22 protein-coding genes are annotated in these 22,311 nt (G+C 72.7%); 10 read left to right on the top strand and 12 right to left on the bottom strand.

Annotation, left to right across the window (positions count from 1 at the left end; translation table 11 throughout):
- The first annotated feature begins 62 nt into the window (after positions 1–62).
- Entirely contained in the window at positions 63–1,055 is a 993-nt protein-coding gene (locus HZZ00_RS01735) for an aldo/keto reductase (protein WP_180330552.1), read from the top strand.
- A gap of 190 nt (positions 1,056–1,245) precedes the next feature.
- Here HZZ00_RS01735 and thpR read toward each other — a convergent pair whose 3' ends face one another.
- Positions 1,246–1,818, bottom strand: coding sequence for an RNA 2',3'-cyclic phosphodiesterase (thpR, locus tag HZZ00_RS01730; RefSeq protein ID WP_180330551.1), 573 nt, complete (start codon positions 1,816–1,818; stop codon positions 1,246–1,248).
- A gap of 158 nt (positions 1,819–1,976) precedes the next feature.
- On the opposite strand from thpR, the gene HZZ00_RS01725 reads away from it, so the two are divergent.
- Positions 1,977–2,486 (top strand): GNAT family N-acetyltransferase, encoded by a 510-nt coding sequence (locus tag HZZ00_RS01725; RefSeq protein WP_180330550.1) that lies wholly within the window; start codon positions 1,977–1,979, stop codon positions 2,484–2,486.
- 19 nt (positions 2,487–2,505) lie between these two features.
- Here HZZ00_RS01725 and HZZ00_RS01720 read toward each other — a convergent pair whose 3' ends face one another.
- Both HZZ00_RS01720 and HZZ00_RS01715 read right to left on the bottom strand, forming a co-directional pair.
- A complete protein-coding gene (locus tag HZZ00_RS01720) occupies positions 2,506–3,849 on the bottom strand; it encodes an MFS transporter (RefSeq protein ID WP_257585607.1) in 1,344 nt (447 codons plus the stop codon).
- A 26-nt stretch (positions 3,850–3,875) separates the two neighbouring features.
- Positions 3,876–4,313, bottom strand: coding sequence for a MarR family winged helix-turn-helix transcriptional regulator (locus HZZ00_RS01715; protein WP_070023960.1), 438 nt, complete (start codon positions 4,311–4,313; stop codon positions 3,876–3,878).
- Between the two features lie 155 nt (positions 4,314–4,468).
- On the opposite strand from HZZ00_RS01715, the gene HZZ00_RS01710 reads away from it, so the two are divergent.
- Positions 4,469–4,651 (top strand): ribbon-helix-helix protein, CopG family, encoded by a 183-nt coding sequence (locus HZZ00_RS01710; protein WP_070024482.1) that lies wholly within the window; start codon positions 4,469–4,471, stop codon positions 4,649–4,651.
- Between the two features lie 22 nt (positions 4,652–4,673).
- Here HZZ00_RS01710 and HZZ00_RS01705 read toward each other — a convergent pair whose 3' ends face one another.
- Positions 4,674–6,128, bottom strand: a complete 1,455-nt coding sequence (locus HZZ00_RS01705) for an NCS2 family permease (protein ID WP_180330548.1) — start codon at positions 6,126–6,128, stop codon at positions 4,674–4,676.
- Between the two features lie 184 nt (positions 6,129–6,312).
- On the opposite strand from HZZ00_RS01705, the gene HZZ00_RS01700 reads away from it, so the two are divergent.
- Positions 6,313–6,570, top strand: coding sequence for a DUF2530 domain-containing protein (locus HZZ00_RS01700; protein WP_180330547.1), 258 nt, complete (start codon positions 6,313–6,315; stop codon positions 6,568–6,570).
- A gap of 61 nt (positions 6,571–6,631) precedes the next feature.
- Positions 6,632–9,034, top strand: a complete 2,403-nt coding sequence (locus HZZ00_RS01695; RefSeq protein ID WP_180330546.1) for an HAD-IC family P-type ATPase — start codon at positions 6,632–6,634, stop codon at positions 9,032–9,034.
- Between the two features lie 7 nt (positions 9,035–9,041).
- Here HZZ00_RS01695 and HZZ00_RS01690 read toward each other — a convergent pair whose 3' ends face one another.
- The 5 genes from HZZ00_RS01690 to HZZ00_RS01670 form a co-directional block, all read right to left on the bottom strand.
- Positions 9,042–9,824, bottom strand: a complete 783-nt coding sequence (locus HZZ00_RS01690) for a DUF5707 domain-containing protein (RefSeq protein ID WP_180330545.1) — start codon at positions 9,822–9,824, stop codon at positions 9,042–9,044.
- 197 nt (positions 9,825–10,021) lie between these two features.
- The gene (locus HZZ00_RS01685; RefSeq protein WP_180330544.1) at positions 10,022–10,933 is read right to left on the bottom strand and encodes a hypothetical protein; all 912 of its coding nucleotides are present in this window, start codon (positions 10,931–10,933) and stop codon (positions 10,022–10,024) included.
- A 142-nt stretch (positions 10,934–11,075) separates the two neighbouring features.
- Positions 11,076–14,270, bottom strand: a complete 3,195-nt coding sequence (locus tag HZZ00_RS01680) for a sacsin N-terminal ATP-binding-like domain-containing protein (RefSeq protein ID WP_180330543.1) — start codon at positions 14,268–14,270, stop codon at positions 11,076–11,078.
- Positions 14,271–14,312: 42 nt separating this feature from the next.
- A complete protein-coding gene (locus HZZ00_RS01675; RefSeq protein ID WP_180333344.1) occupies positions 14,313–14,774 on the bottom strand; it encodes a GNAT family N-acetyltransferase in 462 nt (153 codons plus the stop codon).
- Entirely contained in the window at positions 14,771–15,697 is a 927-nt protein-coding gene (locus HZZ00_RS01670) for a DUF3027 domain-containing protein (RefSeq protein WP_180330542.1), read from the bottom strand. The genes HZZ00_RS01675 and HZZ00_RS01670 overlap by 4 nt, the downstream gene beginning before the upstream one ends.
- Before the next feature lie 285 nt (positions 15,698–15,982).
- Here HZZ00_RS01670 and HZZ00_RS01665 point away from each other — a divergent pair, with 285 nt between their 5' ends.
- The 4 genes from HZZ00_RS01665 to HZZ00_RS01650 all read left to right on the top strand — a co-directional run bounded on the left by HZZ00_RS01665 (position 15,983) and on the right by HZZ00_RS01650 (position 19,622).
- Positions 15,983–17,374 (top strand): MFS transporter, encoded by a 1,392-nt coding sequence (locus tag HZZ00_RS01665; RefSeq protein WP_180330541.1) that lies wholly within the window; start codon positions 15,983–15,985, stop codon positions 17,372–17,374.
- Positions 17,375–17,507: 133 nt separating this feature from the next.
- Positions 17,508–17,984, top strand: coding sequence for a DUF2771 domain-containing protein (locus HZZ00_RS01660; RefSeq protein ID WP_180330540.1), 477 nt, complete (start codon positions 17,508–17,510; stop codon positions 17,982–17,984).
- Between the two features lie 23 nt (positions 17,985–18,007).
- Positions 18,008–18,727: a futalosine hydrolase gene (locus tag HZZ00_RS01655; RefSeq protein ID WP_180330539.1), complete on the top strand. Its 720-nt coding sequence runs from the start codon at positions 18,008–18,010 to the stop codon at positions 18,725–18,727.
- A complete protein-coding gene (locus HZZ00_RS01650; RefSeq protein ID WP_180330538.1) occupies positions 18,717–19,622 on the top strand; it encodes a 1,4-dihydroxy-6-naphthoate synthase in 906 nt (301 codons plus the stop codon). Before HZZ00_RS01655 ends, HZZ00_RS01650 begins: the two co-directional genes overlap by 11 nt.
- Positions 19,623–19,646: 24 nt before the next feature.
- Here HZZ00_RS01650 and HZZ00_RS39005 read toward each other — a convergent pair whose 3' ends face one another.
- Positions 19,647–20,030 (bottom strand): cold-shock protein, encoded by a 384-nt coding sequence (locus tag HZZ00_RS39005; RefSeq protein WP_180330537.1) that lies wholly within the window; start codon positions 20,028–20,030, stop codon positions 19,647–19,649.
- Between the two features lie 164 nt (positions 20,031–20,194).
- On the opposite strand from HZZ00_RS39005, the gene HZZ00_RS01640 reads away from it, so the two are divergent.
- Positions 20,195–20,452 carry a hypothetical protein gene (locus tag HZZ00_RS01640; RefSeq protein WP_180330536.1) on the top strand — a complete coding sequence of 86 codons (258 nt, stop codon included), beginning with the start codon at positions 20,195–20,197 and terminating at the stop codon, positions 20,450–20,452.
- Here HZZ00_RS01640 and HZZ00_RS01635 read toward each other — a convergent pair.
- On the bottom strand, positions 20,422–21,069 hold the full coding sequence (locus HZZ00_RS01635; protein WP_180330535.1) for an HAD family hydrolase: 648 nt from the start codon (positions 21,067–21,069) through the stop codon (positions 20,422–20,424). The two genes, HZZ00_RS01640 and HZZ00_RS01635, sit on opposite strands and share 31 nt — an antisense overlap.
- A 65-nt stretch (positions 21,070–21,134) precedes the next feature.
- Positions 21,135–22,223, bottom strand: a complete 1,089-nt coding sequence (locus HZZ00_RS01630; RefSeq protein ID WP_180330534.1) for a hypothetical protein — start codon at positions 22,221–22,223, stop codon at positions 21,135–21,137.
- Between the last annotated feature and the right edge of the window lie 88 nt (positions 22,224–22,311).

The following is a 22,311-nucleotide window of genomic DNA, read 5'->3' as shown; positions in this document are numbered from 1 at the left end:
TCCCCCGCGAATGGCCACCCGCCCTTGCCTGGAGCGCACTCCAAGCCGTTGGCTTGGTGACCATGAAGTACACGCAGCTTGGACGCACCGGACTCAAGGTCAGCCGACTGGTTCTCGGGACGATGAACTTCGGGCCGCAGACGGACGAAGCCGACAGCCACGCGATCATGGACGCGGCGCTGGACGCGGGCATCAACTTCTTCGACACCGCCAACGTCTACGGCTGGGGCGAGAACAAGGGGCGCACCGAGGCCATCATCGGCAACTGGTTCGCCAAGGGCGGCGACCGCCGCGACAAGGTCGTCCTCGCCACCAAGGTCTACGGCAACATGGCCGGCGACGGCGAGGCCTGGCCCAACCACGACAAGCTCTCCGCGCTGAACATCCGGCGCGCGGTGGACGCCAGCCTGAAGCGGTTGCAGACCGACCACATCGACCTCTACCAGTTCCACCACGTCGACCGGAACACCCCCTTCGACGAGATCTGGCAGGCGATCGACACCCTCGTCCAGCAGGGCAAGATCCTCTACGCCGGTTCCTCCAACTTCCCCGGCTACAAGATCGCCCAGGCCAACGAGACCGCCGCCCGCCGCGGCGGCACCATCGGCCTCGTCAGCGAGCAGTGCCTGTACAACCTCGCCGAGCGCCGCGCCGAGATGGAGGTCATCCCGGCCGCGCAGGAGTACGGCCTCGGGGTCATCCCCTGGTCCCCGCTGCACGGCGGACTGCTCGGCGGTGTGATCAAGAAGGAGGTGCAGGGCGGGCGCCGTGCCTCCGGCCGCGCCGCCGACACCCTCGCGAACCCTGCGGCCCGCGCGCAGATCCAGTCCTACGAGGACCTGCTCGACAAGCACGGCGTGGAGCCCGGCGAGGCCGCGCTGGCCTGGCTGCTCACCCGTCCCGGGGTCACGGGCCCGATCGTCGGCCCGCGCACGGCCGAGCAGCTGGAGTCGGCGCTGCGCGCGGTGGAGCTGGAACTGAGCGGGGAACTCCTCGCCGGCCTGGACGAGATCTTCCCGGGCCCGGGCCCGTCCCCGGAGGCCTTCGCCTGGTGACCCCGGGCGGGCGGGCGAACGCCCGCGAGGGGCGGGGAACCGCACGGTCGGCCACGACCGGCCGCGGCCGGCGCGGGCCGCGGTTCCCCGGCCCCTACCGCACCGCCGCCGCCACGGCAACGACCACCAACATCAGCACGAGCGCACCGGCCATGATCCGGTTCCGGGTTTTCGGGTCCACGCATCGAGCCTAACCGGACGCCCCGCACTCCCAGCGCCCGACCGCCTCGTACCGCGGCTGCTCGCCCCGCACCCCCGACGTCGGCAGGTTGCTGCGCACCAGGGCCAGCTCGGTCACGGTCCAGCTCCGGCCCGCGAACGCGCGCAGCAGCTCGACGTACGGCCGTACGTCCGCCGCCTCCCGGCCGCGGGCCAGCGTCAGGTGGGCCTGGTAGCGGCGATGCTCCCCCATCGGCACCCCGGCCTTGCGGCCCGCCGCCTCCGCCCGGTCGGCGAGCAGGCGCAGGGCGGCCACGTCGCCCGAGGCCCCGGCCCACAGGGCGCGGCCGTGACCGAACTGGCCGCCGCCGGCCAGGGCCAGCCGGAAGGGGGCGGTGCGGTGGGCCGCGCGGGCGAGGCGGTCCGACAGACCGGGCAGGAGGTCGTCGGCGACCTCGCCGTAGAAGGCGAGGGTGAAGTGCCAGCCGGGGCGGCCCGTCCAGCGCAGCCCGTCGGCGCCCGGCAGCCGCCGCAACCGGTCGACCTCGACGGCGAGTTCGGCGGCGATCTCCTGCGGCGGCAGTACGGCGGCGAAGAGTCTCATGCCCTCACCATCCCAGAGACGTCCCGGCGGCGACCCCGATGTGTCCCGCAGCGGTCCCGGAGACGACCCCCGACGCGTCCACCGGGGCATCCCCGAGACATCCCGGAGAGATCGCGGGCCGCACATCGCGTCCCGGGCGCGTGGGCAGGATCAACGCCATGACGCTCACCATCCGCGAAGGCGGCCCCGACGACGCTCCCCTGATCCTCGGCCTGCTGGACGGCGCCGTGCGGTGGCTGGTCGCCGAGGGCCGTACCGGGCAGTGGGGCACCGGACCCTGGTCGGCGAATCCCCGGGCCGTGGCACAGGTGCACCGGTACGCCGCCGCGGGCACGCCGTACATCGCCGAGCTGGACGGGGTGCCGGCCGCCACCCTGACGCTCACCGACGCGCCCGGCTCCTATGTGGAGCCCGCCGGCGAGCCCGAGCGGTACATCCATCTGCTCGCCGCCGAACCGCGGTTCAAGGGGCGGGGCGCCGGTGCCGCGCTGCTCGCCCACGCGGCCGAGGCGACCCTGCGGGCGGGGATCTCGCTGCTGCGGGTGGACTGCTACGCGGGCGACGACGGCAAGCTGGTCGCCTACTACGAGCGCCAGGGGTTCGTGCGCACCGAGTCCTTCAGCCAGGACGGCTGGCCGGGGCAGGTGCTGGCCCGGAGGGTGCGGTAGCCGCACCCTCCGGGGACGGTCACACCGCCGTGGCGAGCTCCTCGCGCTTGCGCTGGACGAACCGCAGGCGCGGGTGTCCCCCGTGCCAGCCGACCGACAGCCGCAGGCCGCCGACGCGGGCGAGGATCAGACCGATGGTGCCGGCCGCGAGGGCGGAGACGACACCGCCGAGGGCGAAGCCGGCCCGGGCGCCGTAGGTGTCGGTGATCCAGCCGATCACCGGGGCGCCGAGCGGGGTGCCGCCCATGAAGACCATCATGAACAGGGACATCACCCGGCCGCGCATGGCGGGGTCGGTGGCCATCTGCACGGTGGTGTTCGCGGTGACGTTGACCGTGAGGCCGCAGATCCCGATCGGCACCATGAGCACGGCGAACAGCCAGTACGCGGGGGCGAGGGAGGCCACGACCTCCAGCACCCCGAAGGTGAGCGCGGCGAGGATCAGCAGCCGCATCCGGGCCGAGCCGCGGCGGGCGGCCAGCAGGGCGCCGCCGAGGGAGCCCAGGGCCATCAGGGTGTTCAGCAGGCTGTAGCCGCCGGCGCCCACGTGGAACACGTTGTCCGCGAAGGCGGAGAGCCACACCGGGAAGTTGAAGCCGAAGGTGCCGATGAAGCCGACCAGGACGACGGGCCAGATCAGCTCCGGGCGGCCCGCGACGTACTGGAGGCCCTCCCGCAGCTGGCCCTTGGCCCGCGGGGTCCGCTTGACCGGGAAGAGCTCACGGGCGCGCATCAGCAGCAGGCTGGTGATCGGCGCGGCGAAGGACAGGCCGTTGGCGAGGAACGCCCAGCCGGTGCCCACACCGGTGATCATGAGGCCGGCGACGGCGGGGCCGACGAGGCGCGCGGACTGGAAGTTCGCGGAGTTCAGGCTGACCGCGTTGTGCAGCTGGTCGGGGCCGACCATCTCGGAGACGAACGACTGCCGGGCGGGGTTGTCGACCACCGTGGCGAGTCCCACGAAGAACGCGGCGAGGTAGACGTGCCAGACCTGGACGTGACCGGTGAGCGTCAGCGCGGCGAGCGCGAGGCCGCTGAGGGCCATCGAGGACTGGGTGACCAGGAGCGCGGGGCGCTTGGGCAGCCGGTCGACCAGGACCCCGCCGTAGAGACCGAACAGGAGCATCGGCAGGAACTGCAGGGCCGTCGTGATGCCGACGGCCGCGGAGGAGCCGGTGAGACTGAGGACGAGCCAGTCCTGGGCGATGCGCTGCATCCAGGTCCCCGTGTTGGAGACGACCTGGCCGATGAAGAACAGGCGGTAGTTCCTGACCTTCAACGAGCTGAACATCGAGGACTTGCGGGCGGGGGTAGTAGGGGCGGTGGGTGCGGGGGCGGAAGGTGTTCCGGATCCCGTACTCAACAGGGTCGCCTCCTTCAGGGGCTTGCTTACAGGTGTGCGAGCTTTTCCAGCACGGGGGCGGCGGCGCGCAGCTTGGCCCACTCCTCCTCGTCGAGACCGTCGGCGAGGTTCGCCAGGAACGCGTTGCGCTTGCGGCGGCTCTCTTCGAGCATGGTCTCGGCCTGCTCGGTCTGAGTGACGACCTTCTGGCGCCGGTCCTCCGGGTGCGGCTCCAGCCGGACCAGGCCCTTGGCTTCGAGCAGCGCGACGATGCGGGTCATCGACGGCGGCTGGACGTGCTCCTTGCGGGCCAGCTCGCCCGGCGTGGCCGAGCCGCAGCGGGACAGCGTGCCGAGCACCGACATCTCGGTGGGGCTCAGCGACTCGTCGACCCGCTGGTGCTTGACCCGGCGGGACAGCCGCATCACGGCGGAGCGGAGAGCGTTCACGGCGGCAGCGTCGTCGCCATGGGTGAGGTCCGGCATGTTCTTTAGAGTAACTCATTACTCTAACTAAAGACCAATGGGACACACCCCGGTGCCCGTGATCCCGGCCACTGAAACCCGACGATCACCCGTATGGGTGAGCCGGTGTCGGAAAGCGACGCGCCGGGAGAGCGGCTGTGGCGACCCTCGTACCCATGGGGACCACTGTGCTGAGCCTGCGCATAGACGGGGAGCTGCTCGAACGGCTCCGGCGGCACGCGGCGAAAAGAGGAATGAGCGTGCAGGACTACGTGGTCCGCACGCTCATTCGTGACGACTTCGACCAGCGGTTCCAGACCGCCGTCGAGGAGACGGAGAAGTTCTACGGCGTCACCTGAGGACGCCGTGGAACGGGTCGGCTCAGGTCAGACCCAGGGCCGGCATCAGGTAGTAGAAGGCGAAGACCGCCGAGACGACGTACATCGGCACCGGGATCTCCCGGGCGCGGCCCGCGGCCAGGCGCAGGATCGTGAAGGTGATGAAGCCCATGCCGATGCCGTTGGTGATGGAGTAGGTGAACGGCATCATCAGCATCGTCACGAACGCCGGGATGGAGATCGTGTAGTCGGCCCAGTCGATCTCCTTGACCGAGTTCGACATGATCAGGAAGCCGACCGCGATCAGCGCCGGGGTGGCCGCCTGGGACGGCACCATCGTGGCGATCGGGGTGAGGAAGAGCGACACGGCGAACAGACCGCCGGTGACCACGTTCGCGAGGCCCGTGCGGGCGCCCTCGCCGACGCCGGCCGTGGACTCCACGAAGGCGGTGGTGGCCGAGGAGGAGCTGGCGCCGCCCGCCGCGACCGCGAGGCCGTCCACGAACAGCACCCGGTTGATGCCCGGCATGTAGCCCTGGGCGTCGGTCAGCCTGGCCTCGTCGCTGATGCCCATGATCGTGCCCATCGCGTCGAAGAAGCACGACAGCAGGACGGTGAAGACGAACAGGATGCCGGTCAGCACGCCGACCTTGGAGAAACCGCCGAACAGGCTGACCTGGCCGACCAGGCCGAAGTCGGGGGTGGCGACCGGGTTGCCGGGCCACTTCGGCACCGTCAGGCCCCAGGACGGGACCTTGGCGACCAGGTTGATGACCACCGCGAGGACGGTCATGCCGACGATGGAGATCAGGATCGCGCCCGGCACCTTGCGCACGATCAGCACGAAGGTGAGCAGCGCGCCCAGGATGAAGATCAGGACCGGCCAGCCGGTGAGGTGACCGCCGGTGCCGAGCTGGAGCGGGACGGTGGTCTGGGCGACGTCCGGGATACGGCTGACGAAGCCGGAGTCGACCAGGCCGATCAGCATGATGAACAGGCCGATGCCGATCGAGATCGCCTTGCGCAGGCCGAACGGCACGGCGTTCATCACGCGTTCGCGCAGGCCCGTGGCGACCAGCAGCATCACCACGAAACCGGCCAGGACGACCATGCCCATCGCGTCCGGCCAGGTCATCCGGGGGGCCAGCTGGAGCGCGACGACCGAGTTCACGCCGAGACCGGCGGCCATGGCGATCGGGACGTTGCCGATGACACCCATCAGCAGGGTGCTGAAGGCGGCCGTCAGCGCGGTCGCCGTCACCAGCTGGGCATTGTCCAGATGGTGACCGTACATGTCCTTCGCGCTGCCCAGAATGATCGGGTTCAGCACGATGATGTAGGCCATCGCGAAGAAGGTGGCCAGACCGCCCCGGAACTCCCGCGCGATGGAACTGCCGCGCTCGGAGATCTTGAAGTAGCGGTCGACGGAGCCTCCGGCGGGCGTCGGACCGCCCGGCTTCTCGGGGGTGGGGACCTTGGCAGCTGCCGAGGTGGACATGCGGGACCTCATCACCGACAGGGTTCCCCCGAGCCCCGTTGGAGTTTCATACGATTAGAAGCGGTCAAGGACAAACGGTTTCAGTATGAACGTCTGAGTCACTAGATCGCTATCTCCGCGCGTAGATTCGGTGCCCACCCGGTCGGACCAGGTGGCCGCCCGATCGCCTCGTAAGCTGTGCGGCATGGCCAAGTGGATCCCCCAGCACGAGGCGCCCGAGCCCCTGGAGGGGCCCGTGGTCGCCACCATCACCGGCGGCACGATCATCTGGTTCGTGCTGTTCCTCGTCCAGCTCCCCTTCTACGGCTGGTTCCAGGACCACGGCCATCTGTGGTGGCTGTGGACGTGCCTGACCGGCGGCGGGCTCGGGCTGATCGGCATCTGGTACGTGCGCAAGCGGGACGCCGCCATCAAGAGGTCCCGTTCGGCATCGGCCGACTGACCCCGGCCCGGGGACCAGGGTCGGGTGGGCGCGCGGGCAAAGGCCACGTAACGTCGGATATATGAGCCATATAGACGCCGGCGCCGAGCTCGATCCGGTACACCCGGTGGCCCTGCCCCGGACCCGGGCCACGGGGCTGACCGGCGCGGAGGTGGCGGAGCGGCGCGCGCGTGGCCAGATCAACGACGTGCCCGTGCGCAGCAGCCGCTCGTTCGGCGAGATCGTCCGGGCGAACGTCTTCACCCGGTTCAACGCGATCATCGGCGTGCTGTGGGTGATCACCCTGTTCGTCGCGCCGATCCAGGACAGCCTCTTCGGCTTCGTGATCCTCGCCAACACCGGCATCGGCATCCTCCAGGAGTGGCGGGCCAAGCAGACCCTCGACTCGCTCGCGGTGATCGGGGAGGCCCGGCCGACCGTGCGCCGGGACGGCACGGCCGTCGAGATCGCCACCGACGAGCTGGTGCTGGACGACCTCGTCGAGATCGGGCCAGGCGACAAGGTCGTCGTGGACGGGGTGTGCGCCGAGGCGGACGGGCTGGAGATCGACGAGTCCCTGCTCACCGGCGAGGCCGACCCGGTGGTCAAGCGCCCCGGCGACCCGGTGATGTCCGGCAGCTTCGTCGTCGCGGGCGGCGGCGCCTTCACCGCGACCAAGGTGGGCCGGGAGGCCTATGCCGTCCAACTGGCCGAGGAGGCGTCCCGCTTCACCCTCGTCCACTCCGAGCTGCGCACCGGCATCTCCACCATCCTCAAGTACGTCACCTGGATGATGGTCCCGGCGGCGATCGGCCTGGTCGTCACCCAGCTCGTGGTGAAGAACGACGACCTCAAGGCGGCCGTGGCCCGCACCGTCGGCGGCATCGTCCCGATGGTCCCGGAGGGGCTGGTGCTGCTCACCTCGGTCGCCTTCGCGATCGGTGTCATCCGGCTCGGCCGCAAGCAGTGCCTCGTCCAGGAACTGCCGGCCATCGAGGGCCTCGCCCGCGTGGACACCGTCTGCCTGGACAAGACCGGCACCCTCACCGAGGGCGGCATGGACGTCACGGAGCTGCGCCCGCTGAACGGCGCCGACGAGGGGTACGTGCGCAAGGTGCTCGGCGCGCTCGGCGAGTCCGATCCGCGGCCCAACGCCTCCCTCCAGGCGATCATCGACGCCTGTCCCGACAACGACGAGTGGCGCTGCGTCGAGTCGCTCCCCTTCTCCTCCGCCCGCAAGTACAGCGGGGCCTCGTTCAGCGAGGGCGACGGCGAGACCAGCACCTGGCTGCTCGGTGCCCCGGACGTCCTCCTCGGCGCCGGCGACCCGGCGCTGGCCGAGACCGAGCGCCTCAACGAGCAGGGGCTGCGGGTGCTGCTGCTGGCCCGGGCGCAGCGCGACCTGGACGACGCCGCGCCCGCGCGGGACGCCCGCCCCACCGCCCTGGTCGTCCTCGAACAGCGGCTGCGGCCCGACGCGGCCGACACCCTGCGCTACTTCGCCGACCAGCGGGTGCGGACCAAGGTCATCTCGGGGGACAACGCCGTCTCGGTCGGCGCGGTCGCGGCCAAGCTGGGCCTGGACGGTACGGCGACGGACGCGCGGCGGCTGCCGCAGGACCGGGCCGCGATGGCGGACGCGCTGGACGCGGGGACCGTCTTCGGGCGGGTCACCCCGCAGCAGAAGCGGGACATGGTGGGCGCGCTCCAGTCGCACGGGCACACGGTGGCGATGACCGGGGACGGCGTGAACGACGTGCTCGCGCTGAAGGACGCGGACATCGGCGTGGCCATGGGCTCCGGCTCGGAGGCGACCCGGGCGGTGGCGCAGATCGTGCTGCTGGACAACAGCTTCGCGAGCCTGCCGTCGGTGGTCGCCGAGGGCCGCCGGGTGATCGGCAACATCACGCGGGTGGCGACGCTGTTCCTGGTGAAGACGGTCTACTCGGTGCTGCTCGCGGTGCTGGTGGTGTGCTGGCGGGTGGAGTACCCCTTCCTGCCCCGCCATCTGACCATGCTCTCCACCCTCACCATCGGGGTCCCGGCCTTCTTCCTGGCCCTGGCGCCCAACAAGGAGCGGGCGAGACCGCACTTCGTGCACCGGGTGATGCGGTACTCGATCCCGGGCGGTGTGGTGGCCGGCGTGGCGACCTTCGTGACGTACCTGATCGCCCGGCACCACTACGCGGGCTCCGGCTCCGGACAGCTGGAGGCGGAGACCAGCGCCGCCACGCTCACCCTGTTCCTGATCTCCATGTGGGTGCTGGCGATCATCGCCCGCCCCTACACCTGGTGGCGGGTGACGCTGGTGGCCGCGATGGCCGTGGCCTTCCTGCTGGTGCTCGTCGTACCGGCGCTCCAGGACTTCTTCGCGCTGAAGCTGGTCGGCCTCGCCATGCCGTGGACGGCGGTGGCGATCTCGGTGGTGGCGGCGGCCGCCCTGGAGTTCCTGTGGAAGTGGGTCGCCCGCCGCTTTCCCGGCTAGAAGCTGCTCACTGCACGTCGACGTAGTCGCCCGCGGCGGAGACGGACGAGGTGGTGGAGGTGCCCGCGAAGCTGTAGCGGTAGTAGCCGTCGGAGCCGGCCGTGACCGTGGTCTTCAGCGCGCCCGTCGAGGACGAGGTGATCGTCTTGAGGGTGGTGTAGGTGCTGGTGCCCGCCTTGCGGAACTGGAGCTTGACGGACTGGCCGCCGAAGCCGACGTAGGTGCCCTTCTGCCAGTCGGCGCGGGTCAGCTTGCCGGTGACGGTGAGCGTCTTGCCCTTCTTGACCGGCTCGGGGGTGGCGTCGGCGGTGAGCTTGGCGGTGCGGCGGACCGGGACGGTGCCCAGGCCGTCCTGCCACTTCGTGCCGCCGGAGGTGTTGACGGCGAGACCGCCCTCCTTCCACGTGCCGGCGTCGGAGTTGTACAGGTCGGCGGCCGTGACGGCGATGGTGGCCGAGCAGTTCACGGTCGTGGAGTCGACCTTGGTGCAGGTGCCCGGGTCGTCGCTGATGAACTCGTTGTCGGCGGCCTTAGCCGAGGTGCCGCGGTAGAGCACCGGGCCGGTGGCGATCCCGGACATGGAGACGGTGCTGGGGTGCGTGACGGTGTAGGTCACCTTGACCTTGACCGTGGAGGTGGCCCCGACGGTGATGGCCTTGCCGGCGTTCACCTTCATCTTCGAGAAGGTGACGTTGGGGGCCGTCGTGCCGGCCGCCTGGGCGGTGGGCACGGCGAGGGCGGAGAGCGCCAGGGCGCCGAGAACGGCGGCCGCGGTGGCACGTATGCGCATGTACGTTCCCTCGGAGGGAGAAGTGATCGTGGAGTCGGTCGACTCGGGTGATCAGATCCACGAGACCGGGGATGAGTTGTACGGCAAGAGCGCGAACCGGCCATTCTTTGTGAGTCCGTTACCTTGTCCCGCACAGACCGAGGCCCCGGTGGCGGGGTGCGCCACCGGGGCCGGGCCGGGTCCGCTCCGGCGAGGGGTTACTTCACGTCGACGTAGTCACCCGCGGCGCTGACCGCCGGGGTGGTCGAGGTGCCCGCGAAGGAGTACCGGAAGTAGCCGTCGACCGTGGCCTTGGTCGTCGTCTTCAGGTTGCCCGTGGAGTCCGTCTTGATGGTCTTCAGGGTGGTGTAGGTGCTGGAGTTCTTCTTGCGGAACTGCAGCTTGACCGGCTGGCCGGTGTAGCCGTGGTACTTGCCGTCGTCCCAGTTGGCGCGGGACAGCTTGCCCACGACGGTGATGGTCTTGCCCTTCTTAACCGGCTCCGGGCTGGCGTTGACCGTCAGCGTGGAGTTGCGCTGGAGCTTGAAGGAGTTGGTCGGGTCCTTCACGGCCACGCCGACCTTGTCCAGGTCCGGGTTGGCCGGGTCCTGGCCGTTGAAGGCGACCGCGTAGGCGGCGGCCTTCCAGCTGCCGGCGTCCTCGCTGAGCAGCTCGGCCGGGTCGATGGAGACGGTGGCCTTGCAGTTCGCGACGGTCGCGGAGGAGTCCGTGCAGGACCCGTTGGTGCTGTCGTAGAACCAGATCGAGTCCTCGAAGGAGGTCCCGCGGTACAGCTCGACGGCCGCGAAGAAGTCCTTCGCGTGGATCTTGACGTCCGTGCCGTGCGTCAGCGTGAAGGACACCGGCACCTTGACCACGTTGGTGGTGCCGACGGCGATGTTCTTGCCGTTGTTCACCTTCACGTTGGAGAAGGTGGCGTTCAGCTGGTACGGCGTGCCCGAGGCGACGGCGGCGAACGACGAACGGCCCTGGTGGGCGGTGTGGGCGACCTTGCTCACGGAGTTCTCCGCGGGCACTCGCGTCTGGTCGGCGGCGTGGGCCGCGGGCAGGGCGAGGGCGGAGAGGGCCAGGGCGCCGGAGACGGCGGCCACGGTGGCACGAATGCGCATGTGCGGTTCCCCTGCGTACGTAGATTGAGGGAGTCGGGTGCGACTCCGACTCGTCAGACTCGGCACGCAGGGGAACGGTTGTACGCAATCTGAAGAAACTGTAAGAGAGTTCTGAAGGCCGTTTGGAACCGGTCTCGGCGGATCAGTCGAACCAGCGGTCCCGGGCCAACTCCTCGGTGCGGGACGGGTCCTCCAGCAGGGCCGCCACCTCGAACCGGCGCGGCCACTGCCCCGCCGCCCAGGCGAGGCCCGCGGCGACCCCCTCCAGGGTGGCGGCGTGCAGCACCCCGTCGCCGGTCAGCCGCCAGTCGATCTCGACGCCGTCCACGACCAGTTCGCCGTGTTCGACGTACGTCTCGGGCGTGCGCGGTCCGAGCAGCACCCGCACCGGCTCCGGCACGTCGTGCTCGGTGCCCTCGGAGTGCACCTCGCCGGTGACGGACTCGCTGAGCCGGCGCACCTGGAGCAGCTCCGCCAACTCGGCGGCCCGGGACGGCCGTACGGGCAGCAGGGGCACACCGGAGGTGAAGGGCAGCAGGTCCGGCGAGTCGACCACCACGGCGTCCGCGGCGTCCACGACCGTCACCCGTCCGTCGGGCACGGCCCGCAACTCATCGGGCAGTGTCACCTGTTCCGGGTCGAGTTCCGCCAACGCTCCGTACAGGCCGTGCAGTTGGGCAGCGGTCACCGGGCGGTCCGGGTCGGCGAGGCGGTCCAGCAGCTCGGCGGCGCCGCCCGGCTCGTCCAGGAGGGCGTCGACCGAGGTCCGCACCCCGAGCGCCCGCAACACCTGCTCGTCCTCGAATCCGGTGGCGTCGGCCTCGTCGTACAGCCCGCGCAGCAGCGGGTCGCCGCCCGCGGCCCGCAGCCCGGCGGGGCGCCGTCCGTCGAGGACCGGGTGCCCGCGCAGCCACCACGCGGTGTACGACCGGACGACCTCGTGGGTGCCGTCGGGCAGCAGGACGCGCACCGGCTGGGTCAGCGCGTCCCGCAACGGTGGCCGGGCGAGCAGGGAGAGGGCCTCGGGCCAGTGGTCGTCGGCCACCAGGTCGAGGTCGCGCACGGCGACGAGTTCGGTGGCGACCGGCGGCACGGGGCTGTCCGGGAAGCGGTCGAGGACGTCCTCGCACCACACGTCCACCGCGTCCAGCAGCCCGGCGTCGTCCGGTTCGGCGAAGTCGCCCTCGCGGGGCTCCAGTTCGTCCGGGTCGAGGACGACGTCGGTGGCGCGCACCAGGGCGAAGCCGGCGAGCACCCCGCAGGCGGTGAGCGGCTGTTCGCCCCACCGCTCGGCCAGTTCGCGGGCCACCGTGGGCAGTTCGCCCTCGCGGATCACCCGGGCGAAGGGGCTGCCCGGGTACACCAGCTCGCCCGCGGGGACGAGTTCGCCGTCCTCGTCGGGCAGCGCGAGGGCGCCGAGCCAGGGCTCGTCACCGGGCTCCAGACCCGCGTCGCGCACCAACCCGAGGACGGTGTCGGCCAGTTCCTCGGCGTCCGGGGCGTCCTCCTCCCAGGCGAGGCCGCCCTCCTCGTCCAGCGAGGCGGCGACGGCGGCCCGCACCTGCGGGGTGGTGAGCACCGCGCGCGGGGTGGCGGGCAGCGCGCCCAGCTTCTCCAGCAGGGGATGCGTGGCGTCCTCGTGGGCGACCTTCAGCCCGAGCCGGCCGAGCACGTCCACGTCGATCCGGGCGCCGTCGGGGGTGGGCAGCAGCACCTGCCGCGGGCCGATCGTGGTCCGGCCGTCGGCCAGCGGCACGGGCAGCCCGGACAGCCGGTCCGGGTCGATGCCGGCGAGGCTGTCGTAGAGCCGCCACCACCAGTCGGGGTCCTTCTCCAGGCCGGCCAGCCGGTCGATGGCGTCGGCGAGCGGGAGCCGGGCCACCCCGAGCACGCGCAGCTCGGCGCGGCGCTCCAGGCCGGCGGGCAGCAGGGTGGGCAGCACCTCGGCGAGCACCCGCACGGTGTCGGCGCCCGCGCCCTCCACGATCTCCGCGTCCCGGGGCCGCAGCGCCGCAGGCAGCTCGTCCTCGCCCTCGGCGCCGTCCGCGCCGGGCAGCGCGGGCGGCAGGAAGGCGGTGCGGGGCAGCCGTTCCAGCAGGGCCTCGCGCAGCGCCCCGTCCAGCTCGCCCTTGCCCAGCGGCCCGGGTACGAGGTCGACGGCGCCCTCCGTCACCGGCCGCCACCCGGCGAGCAGCGCGGCGTAGGCGTCGGCGGCCCGCTGCACCAGGAAGTCGGTGAGGGGGCCGGGCGCGGTGTGCCGGCGGGTGGTGTCGAGGGGGAAGGAGGCGATGAGCAGGGCGGGGACGCCCAGGGGTTCGTCGCTGGGGGTGGGGGCGTGCACCACGGGGGCCGTGCGGGGCCGCAGCGGGCGGCCCTCGTCGTCCTCCGGGACGGCCCAGGTCACCGACCAGTGGGGGCGCAGCCGCTCCTCCACCGGCCGGTCGGCGAGGAGTCCGGGGTCGAGGGGGCCGTGGGCGCTGGTGGTCCGCCACCGGGTGGTGCCCTCGCGGGAGTCCTCGACGACGGTGACGGCGCCCTCGGTGCGGCGGCGGAGGGTGCGGGGCGCGTCGCCGTTCACCTCGACGACGACCTCCTCCAGACCGGGGAGGGTCAGCAGCAGCGCGTCGTCCACGGCGTTCAGCAGCCGCTCGGCGAGGTCGGCGGCGGCCGCGTCGCGCAGCGGCAGGATGACGGCGGTGTCGTACGGGTCGGGGGCGGTGCCCTCGGCGGCGAACGGCAGCCGCAGCAGGGGGACGTGGCCCGCGCGCCGGCGGACCTCGTCACCGAGTCCGGGACTGTGCCGGGCGGTGTCGGCGGCCAGCTCCCGGGCCTCGTCGAGGGACCAGCGCACCCCGCCGTGCCGGCCGACGAGCGCGGGCTCGTCCGTCACCGAGAGGACGGCGGCGAAGCCGACGCCGAACCGGCCCACCGCGCCGTGCGTGGACTCGGCGTCCCGCTTGGCGGAGGCGCGCAGGGTGGAGAGGGACTCGACGCCCGCCGCGTCCAGCGGGGCGCCGGTGTTGGCCGCGACCAGGACGTTGTCGCGCAGGGTGAGGCGCAGACGGCCCGGGGCCCCCGAACGCGCGGCGGCGTCGGCCGCGTTCTGCGCCAGCTCGATCACCAGACGGTCGCGGTAGCCGCCCAGGACCAGGTCCTCCTCCGCGTTGGCGTCCTCGCGGAACCGCGCGGGGCTGGTGGCCCAGGCGTCGAGGACGCCGCGACGCAGCCGGGCCGTCCCGAAGGGATCGGCACCCTCGGCCGCCGGCCGCACGTACTTGCTGCTCACGTTCACACTCCTCGTCGACGTGAGGAAGAAGGTACAGCGCGCCGCCGACATCGACGGTCCGGTGCGGGGCGCTTCGCGGCGGTGCCCGCCGGGTCAGGACACCCGCAGGCGGTAGACCTGCCGGGAGCCGCCCTCCGGGCCGGGGGCGGCCGGCTCGCCCGGGGTGAAGCCGAGGGCCGTGTAGAAGGCGCGGGCGCCGCTCGTCACCGCTCCGGGGTGGTCCGGGCCGAAGGTGACGACCTCCACGGTGGCCGGGGGCCGCACGAACCGCCGCAGCGACTCGGCCAGCAGGGCGCGGCCCACACCCGTGCCCCGGGCCCGTTCGCTGACGACCAGCCAGTGCACCTTGTGGACCGGGGCGGTGCCGCCGAACAGGAGGGCGCCGAGCGGGCCGGGCCCGTCGGCGACCAGGGCCGTGGCACCGGCGATGCCCCGCCGCACGGCGTCGGTGAAGCCGGGGTCGTCCACCATCGGGCCGAACCAGTGCTCCACCTCGGCCGCCAGGGCGAGGAAGGCGGGCAGGTCGGCGTCCCGTGCGAGCCGGACCACGGTCAGGAGTGGCCCAGTTCGGCGGTCTCCTCGTCCGGCGCCTCCGGGACCGAACCGGAGTCGCGGGCCGGGTGCAGCGGGAAGGGTTCGACGCGGGTCTCGTCGACGACCGGCGGGGCGGGCTGCGGGGGCTTGGGCATGACCGCCGCCTCGGAGTGGCCGCCGCAGCCGTAGGCGAGGGAGACCACCCGGCCGTCGGCCGGGGCGAACTCGTTGGCGCAGACGCCGAAGGCCTGGCCGAGGGAGCCGCCGATGGGCGTCAGGAAGCCGCAGGTCATGCAGGTGGCCGGGGCCGCCTGGGCCATCGGCGTCTTCGGGCCGAACGCCTCCTCCCAGCGGTCGGCCGCGCTGTGCAGGCCGTACCGGGACAGGACGCGGGCCCGGCGCATGCCCAGTTCCTCGGCCACCGCGGCGATCGAGCCGCGCGAGGGAGCCGTCGGCTGGGCCGCGGGCGCGCCCGGGGTGACGTCGGCGTCCTCGGCGTCCGCCAGTTCGGCCATCTCCTCGGACATCACCGAGTTGGGCGGCGGCTGTTCCTCGCCGGTGTAGCCGGGCTCCAGGCGCAGGTCGTCCTGGTCGGTGGGGAGCAGGTCGCCGGGGCCGAGGTCGCCCGGACGCAGCCGCTCGCTCCACGGCACCCACTCGGGCGCGAGCAGGGCGTCGGGGCCGGGCAGCAGCACCACCTCGTCCAGCGTGACGATCTTGGCGCGGGAGGCGCGGGCCACGGTGACGGCCCAGCGCCAGCCCCGGTAGCCCAGCTCCTGGCACTCGAAGAAGTGCGTGACAACACGGTCGCCCTCGGAGACGAGTCCGGTGTGCTCGCCGACCACACCGGGCGCGGCCGCCTCCTCCGCGGCGCCCCGGGCGAGGTCGACCGCCTCGGCGCACAGACGGTCGGGGGTGCGGCTTCGCGTTGTCGCTGCGCTCACAGGTATCGCTTCTCTCCTACGCCGTCTCGTCAAGGCGGCTGCCTCCGGCGGGGTTGGCCGACGGAGCGGACCTCAGGACCGCATCGACGTCTGCATCCGCGCGCTGGGCGCACCTCTGCCATCCATTCTGCGTTATGGCTGAGATACGCACGCTACACCGAACAGGATTCGTTGCCGCTCGACGGCATTCTCCCCCACCCGGCCCGCCCCTCTCGCCGGTCCGGCGGGTGCGGTTCGCCGCCATACGTGCCGTATCCGCACTATCCGGAGGGTTCTCGGGGCACTATGAACCTCGTGGCGACCGCGGACAAGCGTGGGGTTCGGGGTGGCGGTGTCCGCCGGGGAGGCGGCGCCGTCCGGTCCGTCGGGCGTGCCCTGCACCTCCCCGTCACCGGTGCCGCGCGCGGCATCCGCCGGGCCACGCACGCGCACGGCGCTGGTGAGTCGGGCCTCGGCAAGCTGATCGAGCTGCACGCCGTGAACGGCGCCGGGGACGTCATGATCACCGTGGCGCTGGCCTCCACGGTGTTCTTCTCGGTGCCGACCGACGAGGCGCGCGGGCGGGTCGCGCTGTACCTGGCGATCACCATGGCGCCGTTCACCGTGCTCGCCCCCGTCATCGGCCCGCTGCTGGACCGGCTGCCGCACGGGCGGCGGGCCGCGATGGCGGCGGCCATGCTGGCACGGGCGCTGCTCGCGCTGGTGATCTCGGGCGCGGTGGCGACCGGCAGCCTGGGGCTGTATCCCGCCGCGCTCGGCGTGCTGGTCGCCTCCAAGGCGTACGGCGTGGTGCGCAGCGCCGTCGTACCGCGGCTGCTGCCGCCCCGGTTCTCGCTGGTGAAGGCGAACTCCCGGGTGACGCTGGCCGGGCTGCTCGCCACCGGGGTGGCCGCGCCGATCGCGGCGGGGCTGCACCGGCTCGGCGACCCCTGGCCGCTGTACGGCGCCTTCCTGATCTTCGTGGGCGGTACCGCGCTGTCCTTCTCGCTGCCGCCCAAGGTGGACTCGGCGCGGGGCGAGGACGTGGCGCTGCTCGCGGCCGGCCCGCCGCGGGGGCCGTCCCGCAAGCGGCAGGGGAAGCGGCCGGTGCTGCGGGCCGTGGGGGCCACCGTGACGCACGCCCTGGCCGCCAACGCCGCCCTGCGCTGCCTGTCCGGCTTCCTGATCTTCTTCCTCGCCTTCCTGCTGCGCGAGCACCCGCTGACCGGCCAGAGCGCGGCGGTCTCGCTGGGGCTGGTGGGCGTCGCGGCCGGTACGGGCAACGCGCTGGGCACGGCGGTGGGGGCGTGGCTGAGATCACGCGCCCCGGAGATCATCATCGTGACGGTCATCGCGGTGGTCCTGGGCGCGGCGATCGTGGCCGCGCTCTTCTTCGGGGCCGTCCTGGTGACCTGTCTCGCCGCCGCCGCCGGGTTCGCGCAGGCGCTGGCCAAGCTGGCGCTGGACGCGCTGATCCAGCGGGACGTGCCGGAACTGGTGCGCAGTTCGGCGTTCGCCCGCTCGGAGACGCTGCTGCAGATGGCGTGGGTGTTCGGCGGCGCGGTCGGCATCGTGATGCCGCTCAACGGCACGGTCGGGCTGCTGGTCGGCGCCGCGTTCGTGGCCGTCGGCTGGCTGAGCACGCTGCGCGGCCTGGTCCACTCGGCGCGCCACGGCGGCCGGGCCCGGATGGCGTGAAAGCGGCGGGCGAGGTGACGGGGGGTGACGACCCGGACACGGCCGGGTTGTCGCGGACACGACTGGCGTAACGAACCGGGCACGCCGCACCCCACGTGGCCGGACGGCTCCGGGCGCCCGATAGCCTTCGGCCATGACCACGCTGCAATCCGTTGTGCGACGCCGCCGCGCCGTCGCCGCCGCCGGCGCCGTTTCCGCCGGACTGCTCGTCCTGTCGGGCTGCTCCAAGCCGACCCCCGTCGCGTCGCTCACCGTCGGCGGGGACACGGTCCACTCCGAGGCCCTCTGCTACAACGACGGCAAGAACCTGACCGCCGCCTCGCTGAAGACCTGCGCCAAGAAGGTCGACGAGGCCAAGGCGATCTCGCTCAGCGACGTCGACACCCTGCGCATCGGCGTGGACCCGAAGATCGCGGACGCCGGGTGGGCCATGCTGATCAACGGTCAGCCGTTCATCAACTACAACACCTCGACGTACCGCACGCTGCCGAGCGACGCGTTCTTCAACAGCCGGTACAACACCGGCGGCGACACCAACTCCGTGGTGATCCAGATGGGCTCCAAGGCGACCCAGGGCGTGTGGTCCTTCAAGGTGAAGAAGAAGGCCTGATCACCACGTCCGCACGTGTCCTCGTGGCCACCGCGGTCCCGGCCGAACGGGACGCGGTGGCACAGGCGTTCCCCGAACCGGCCCAGGAGCTGCCGCTCCCGGGCGCGGTGCTCCGCCGTACGGCCACCGCCGCCGGTTCCCCGGCCACCGCCGTGGTCGATCTGCTCGCCGCCGGGGTCGGACCGGCCCGGGCCGCCGCCTCCACCGCCGCCGCGCTGACCGCGGCCGCCCTCGACGGCGCCCCCTACGACCTGGTCGTCTCGGCCGGGATCGGCGGCGGTTTCGCGCCCGGGGCGCCGCTCGGCTCGCTCGTCGTCGCCGACGCCATCACCGTGGCCGACCTGGGTGCCGAGACCGCCGACGGCTTTGTGCCGGTCACCGAACTCGGTTTCGGGACCGTCACCCACCACCCGCCGGAATCACTCGTACGGGCCGTGGCCGAAGCCACCGGAGCCCGTACCGGCACGGCGCTGACCGTGTCCACCGTGACCGGCACCGCCGACCGCGCCGCCGCGCTGCGCGCCCGGCACCCCCGCGCGCTCGCCGAGGGCATGGAGGGCTTCGGCGTCGCCGAGGCCGCCGCCGCCCAGGGCGTGCCGGTGCTGGAGATCCGCGCGGTCTCCAACCCGGTCGGCCCCCGCGACCGCGCCGCCTGGCGCATCGGCGACGCCCTCGCCGCCCTCACCGCGGCCTTCGGGAAGCTCGCGCCCGCATTGGAGAGTTGGAAACCGCATGACCAGTGAGCAGTTGCAGATCGCGTACTCGCCCTGCCCCAACGACACCTTCGTCTTCGACGCCCTCGCCCACGGCCGCGTCCCCGGCGCGCCCGCGCTGGACGTCACCTTCGCCGACATCGACATCACCAACGGCATGGCCGAGCGCGGCGAGTTCGACGTGCTGAAGGTGTCGTACGCCGTCCTGCCGTACGTCCTCGACGAGTACGCGCTGCTGCCGTGCGGGGGCGCGCTCGGCCGGGGCTGCGGGCCGCTGGTGCTCACGAAGGAGGCCGGCGCCGACCTGACGGGCCGTACGGTCGCGGTGCCCAGCGAGAAGTCGACGGCCTATCTGCTGTTCCGGCTGTGGGCGGCCGACACGGTCGGAATCGAAAGGAGCGGGCCCGCAGGGCCCTCGGTTGAGGGTGGTGGTGGGCGACGGGCGGGCGGCGTCGGCGAGATCGTGGTCATGCCGTTCCACGAGATCATGCCGGCCGTGCGGGACGGCAAGGTGGACGCCGGGCTGGTGATCCACGAGGCCCGCTTCACCTACCGGAACTACGGGCTGCACAAGCTCGCCGACATGGGCGAGCACTGGGAGCGGACCACCGGGCTGCCGATCCCGCTGGGCGCGATCGTGGCCAAGCGGTCGCTGGGCGCCGAGGCGCTGACCCGGCTCGCCGACTCGGTGCGCGCCTCCGTGCGGGCCGCCTGGGACGATCCGGAGGTCTCCCGGCCGTACGTGATGGCGCACGCCCAGGAGATGGACCCGGCCGTGGCCGACCAGCACATCGGGCTGTACGTCAACGAGTTCACCGCCGACCTCGGCGAGGACGGCTACGCGGCGATCCGCGGGCTGCTCACCCGTGCGGCGGCCGAGGGGCTGGTACCGCCCCTCGGCCCGGACGCGCTCGCGTTCCCCTGACGGGAGCCGGACGAACCGGCGGGGTCAGACGTCCAGCTGGTCGGCGACCGCGCGGAGCAGGCCGGCGATCTTCTTGCCGGAGGTCTTTTCGGGATAACGGCCCTTCTCCAGCATCGGGGTGATGTTCTCGAGGAGGGTCGTCAGGTCCTGCACGATCGAGGCCAGCTCGTCGGGCTTCTTGCGCTGGGCGGCGGCCACGGAGGGCGTCGGGTCGAGCACGATCACCGAAAGCGCCTGATCGCCGCGCTGACCGGCGACCACGCCGAACTCCACACGCTGTCCCGGCTTGAGCGCATCGACTCCGGCGGGGAGAACCGAGGAATGGACGAAGACGTCACCGCCGTCGTCGCGGGAGAGAAAGCCGAAGCCCTTCTCGCTGTTGAACCACTTGACCTTGCCGGTAGGCACGTCTGTCCTCGTCCTCGTACTCGTCGGGAAAACTGCTTCGGAAACGGCTCTTGATAGCACTAGAGCGGGTCGTCCGTGACCCGCTGCTACCAAGGCTAATGGTCTTGGACCCGGTGACAAGACGTCCCCCGGTCGTTCTCTCGCGCAGGAACTACCCTGGTCCGGTGCGTGACAAAACCCAAGCGAATTCCGCCGGGCCCGGTGACGGACTGATCCGCGCCGGTGCCATCGTGTTCTTCATCGGTGCCCTGGCCGCCCTGGTCACCGTGATCCCGCTGTTCATCGGAAGCAAGCCGTTTCCGACCTACATGTACGGCCTGAGCATGCTCATGGGCGTCGGTTTCCTCGTGGCCGGCGCGGGCGTGCTGCGGTCGGTCGCCGCCGGGCGGCGTCAGGCGCGGGAGGCCGCGGCCTCCCGCTGACCGTCGCGGTAGCCGGCCAGCCACTGCGGGAAGGCGGACAGGTCCGTGAGGACGACGTCCGCCCCGGCCGCGCGCAGCTCGTCCGCCGGGCAGGGGCCGGTCGCCACGGCGACCGACAGCGCGCCCGCGGTACGCGCCCCGCGCACGTCCCCGATGTGGTCGCCCACGTAGACCCCCGCGCCGTGCTCGCGCAGCGCCTCGGCCTTCTGTTCGGCCCACAGGTCGCCCACGACGACGTCCGGCTCCATGCCCAGGTGGGTCAGGTGCAGCTCGGCGTTGGGCCGGTACTTGGCGGTGACCACCATGGTCCGGCCGCCGGCCGCGCGCACCGCGGCGAGGGCCTCACGCGCGCCGGGCATGGCGGGCGTCGCCGCGATGGCTATCGACGCGTACATCTCCCGGTACAGCTCCGCCACGGCCGGCACCTCCTCGGCCGGGAACCAGTTCACCAGTTCGTCCGTCAGCGGCGGGCCGAGCCGGGTGACCGCCAGATCGGCGTCGATGTACGTCCCCGTGCGCTCCGCCAGCGCCAGGTAGCACGCGCGGATGCCCGACCGGGAGTCGATGAGGGTCATGTCGAGGTCGAAGCCGACGGTGAGGGAGGCCATGGGGAACATGGTGCCAGGTGGCCGGGGCGCTCCCCATCCTCCGTTCCCGTGACCCGCGTCCCCCGCCGGGGCGATCAGCCGCGGCGCTGTGAGCGCCACACCAGGTACAGCGCCGAGGCGACGGCCGCGCCGCGCACCACCCACGGCCAGGTCTGGGAGACGGCGTCGCCCATCTGGCCGTGGGCGATCGGGTCGCCCCAGCGGCCGCTCTGCCGTCCCCACAGCCACACCAGGCCCGCCGCGGCGGCGGTGCCGGGCAGGACCAGGACCGCCCACTTGGCCTCGGCGGGGGACAGCCGCCGCGAGGTGTAGGCGACCGCCCAGCCCGCCAGCAGCGCGAACCAGTTGCCGAGCACGGCGCCGACGACCAGCGCGGCGGCGGCCAGCAGGAGGAGCGGGTTGGTCCAGCCGCCCGCGGGGCCCGGGAGGAGACGGCGGGCCGGGGCGTCGTCCGCCGGGGCGGGGGCGCGGCGCGGGAACAGGCCGAAGCGGCGGGCGGGGGCGGCCTCGGCGGCCTTCTCCCCGGGTTCCTCCTCCGCCTCCTTCTCCGGCTCGCGCGCCCGCTCCGTCTCGTGCGGGGGCCGCTTGAGCAGATCGGGGATCTCCACGCCGCCGACGAAACCCGGCACCTCGTCGGTCTCCGGGAGCGCGCCACGCCCGGCGCCGGCGAAGGGGCCGTCGGCCACCCGCCACCAGTCGGGCGGCAGGGCGGTGTCCCCCAGTTCGTGCGCGGGGGCGGTGTGCGGCGGGGACGGGGCGTCCTTCGGCACGGACGGCTCCGGCGCGGCCGGGGGCTCGGTGGAGCGGGGCCGGGGCACGACCCGGCGCAGCAGCTTCGGGAGCTGTTCCTCGGCCGCCGCGGGGCGCGCCGCCCGCTCGGGGGCCGCGGGCTGCGCCGGTACGGCGGCCGGCGGCCCGGCCGTGCCGGTGCCGCCGGAGCCGCCCGCGGCCCGGACCACCTCGTCCGGGGTGCCCAGCCGGTCCAGGATGCGGCGGACGGCGGCGGGACTGTCCACCGTGGCCCTGGCCCGGTCGCGGTCGATCTCGTTGCGCAGTTCCGACACCAGCCGCATCCGGGCGGACGACGGCAGCTGCCGCTGCTGCGCGATGTCCCCGACGCGGCTCAGGTACTCGTAGACGACCTTGTCGCTTTCGATGCCCACGGAATCCCTCCGGGGTGACGCCGACTGAAACCCCGTGAGGACGGTAGCGCAGAGCCGGGCCGCCCCCGCCACGGCTGAACCGCCGCGG

The sequence above is a fragment of the Streptomyces sp. NEAU-sy36 genome (assembly GCF_013423905.1).
GTDB lineage: Bacteria > Actinomycetota > Actinomycetes > Streptomycetales > Streptomycetaceae > Streptomyces > Streptomyces misionensis.
The sequence above is the reverse complement of the archived record's forward strand: the minus strand, read 5'-3'. Positions and strand labels throughout refer to the sequence as shown.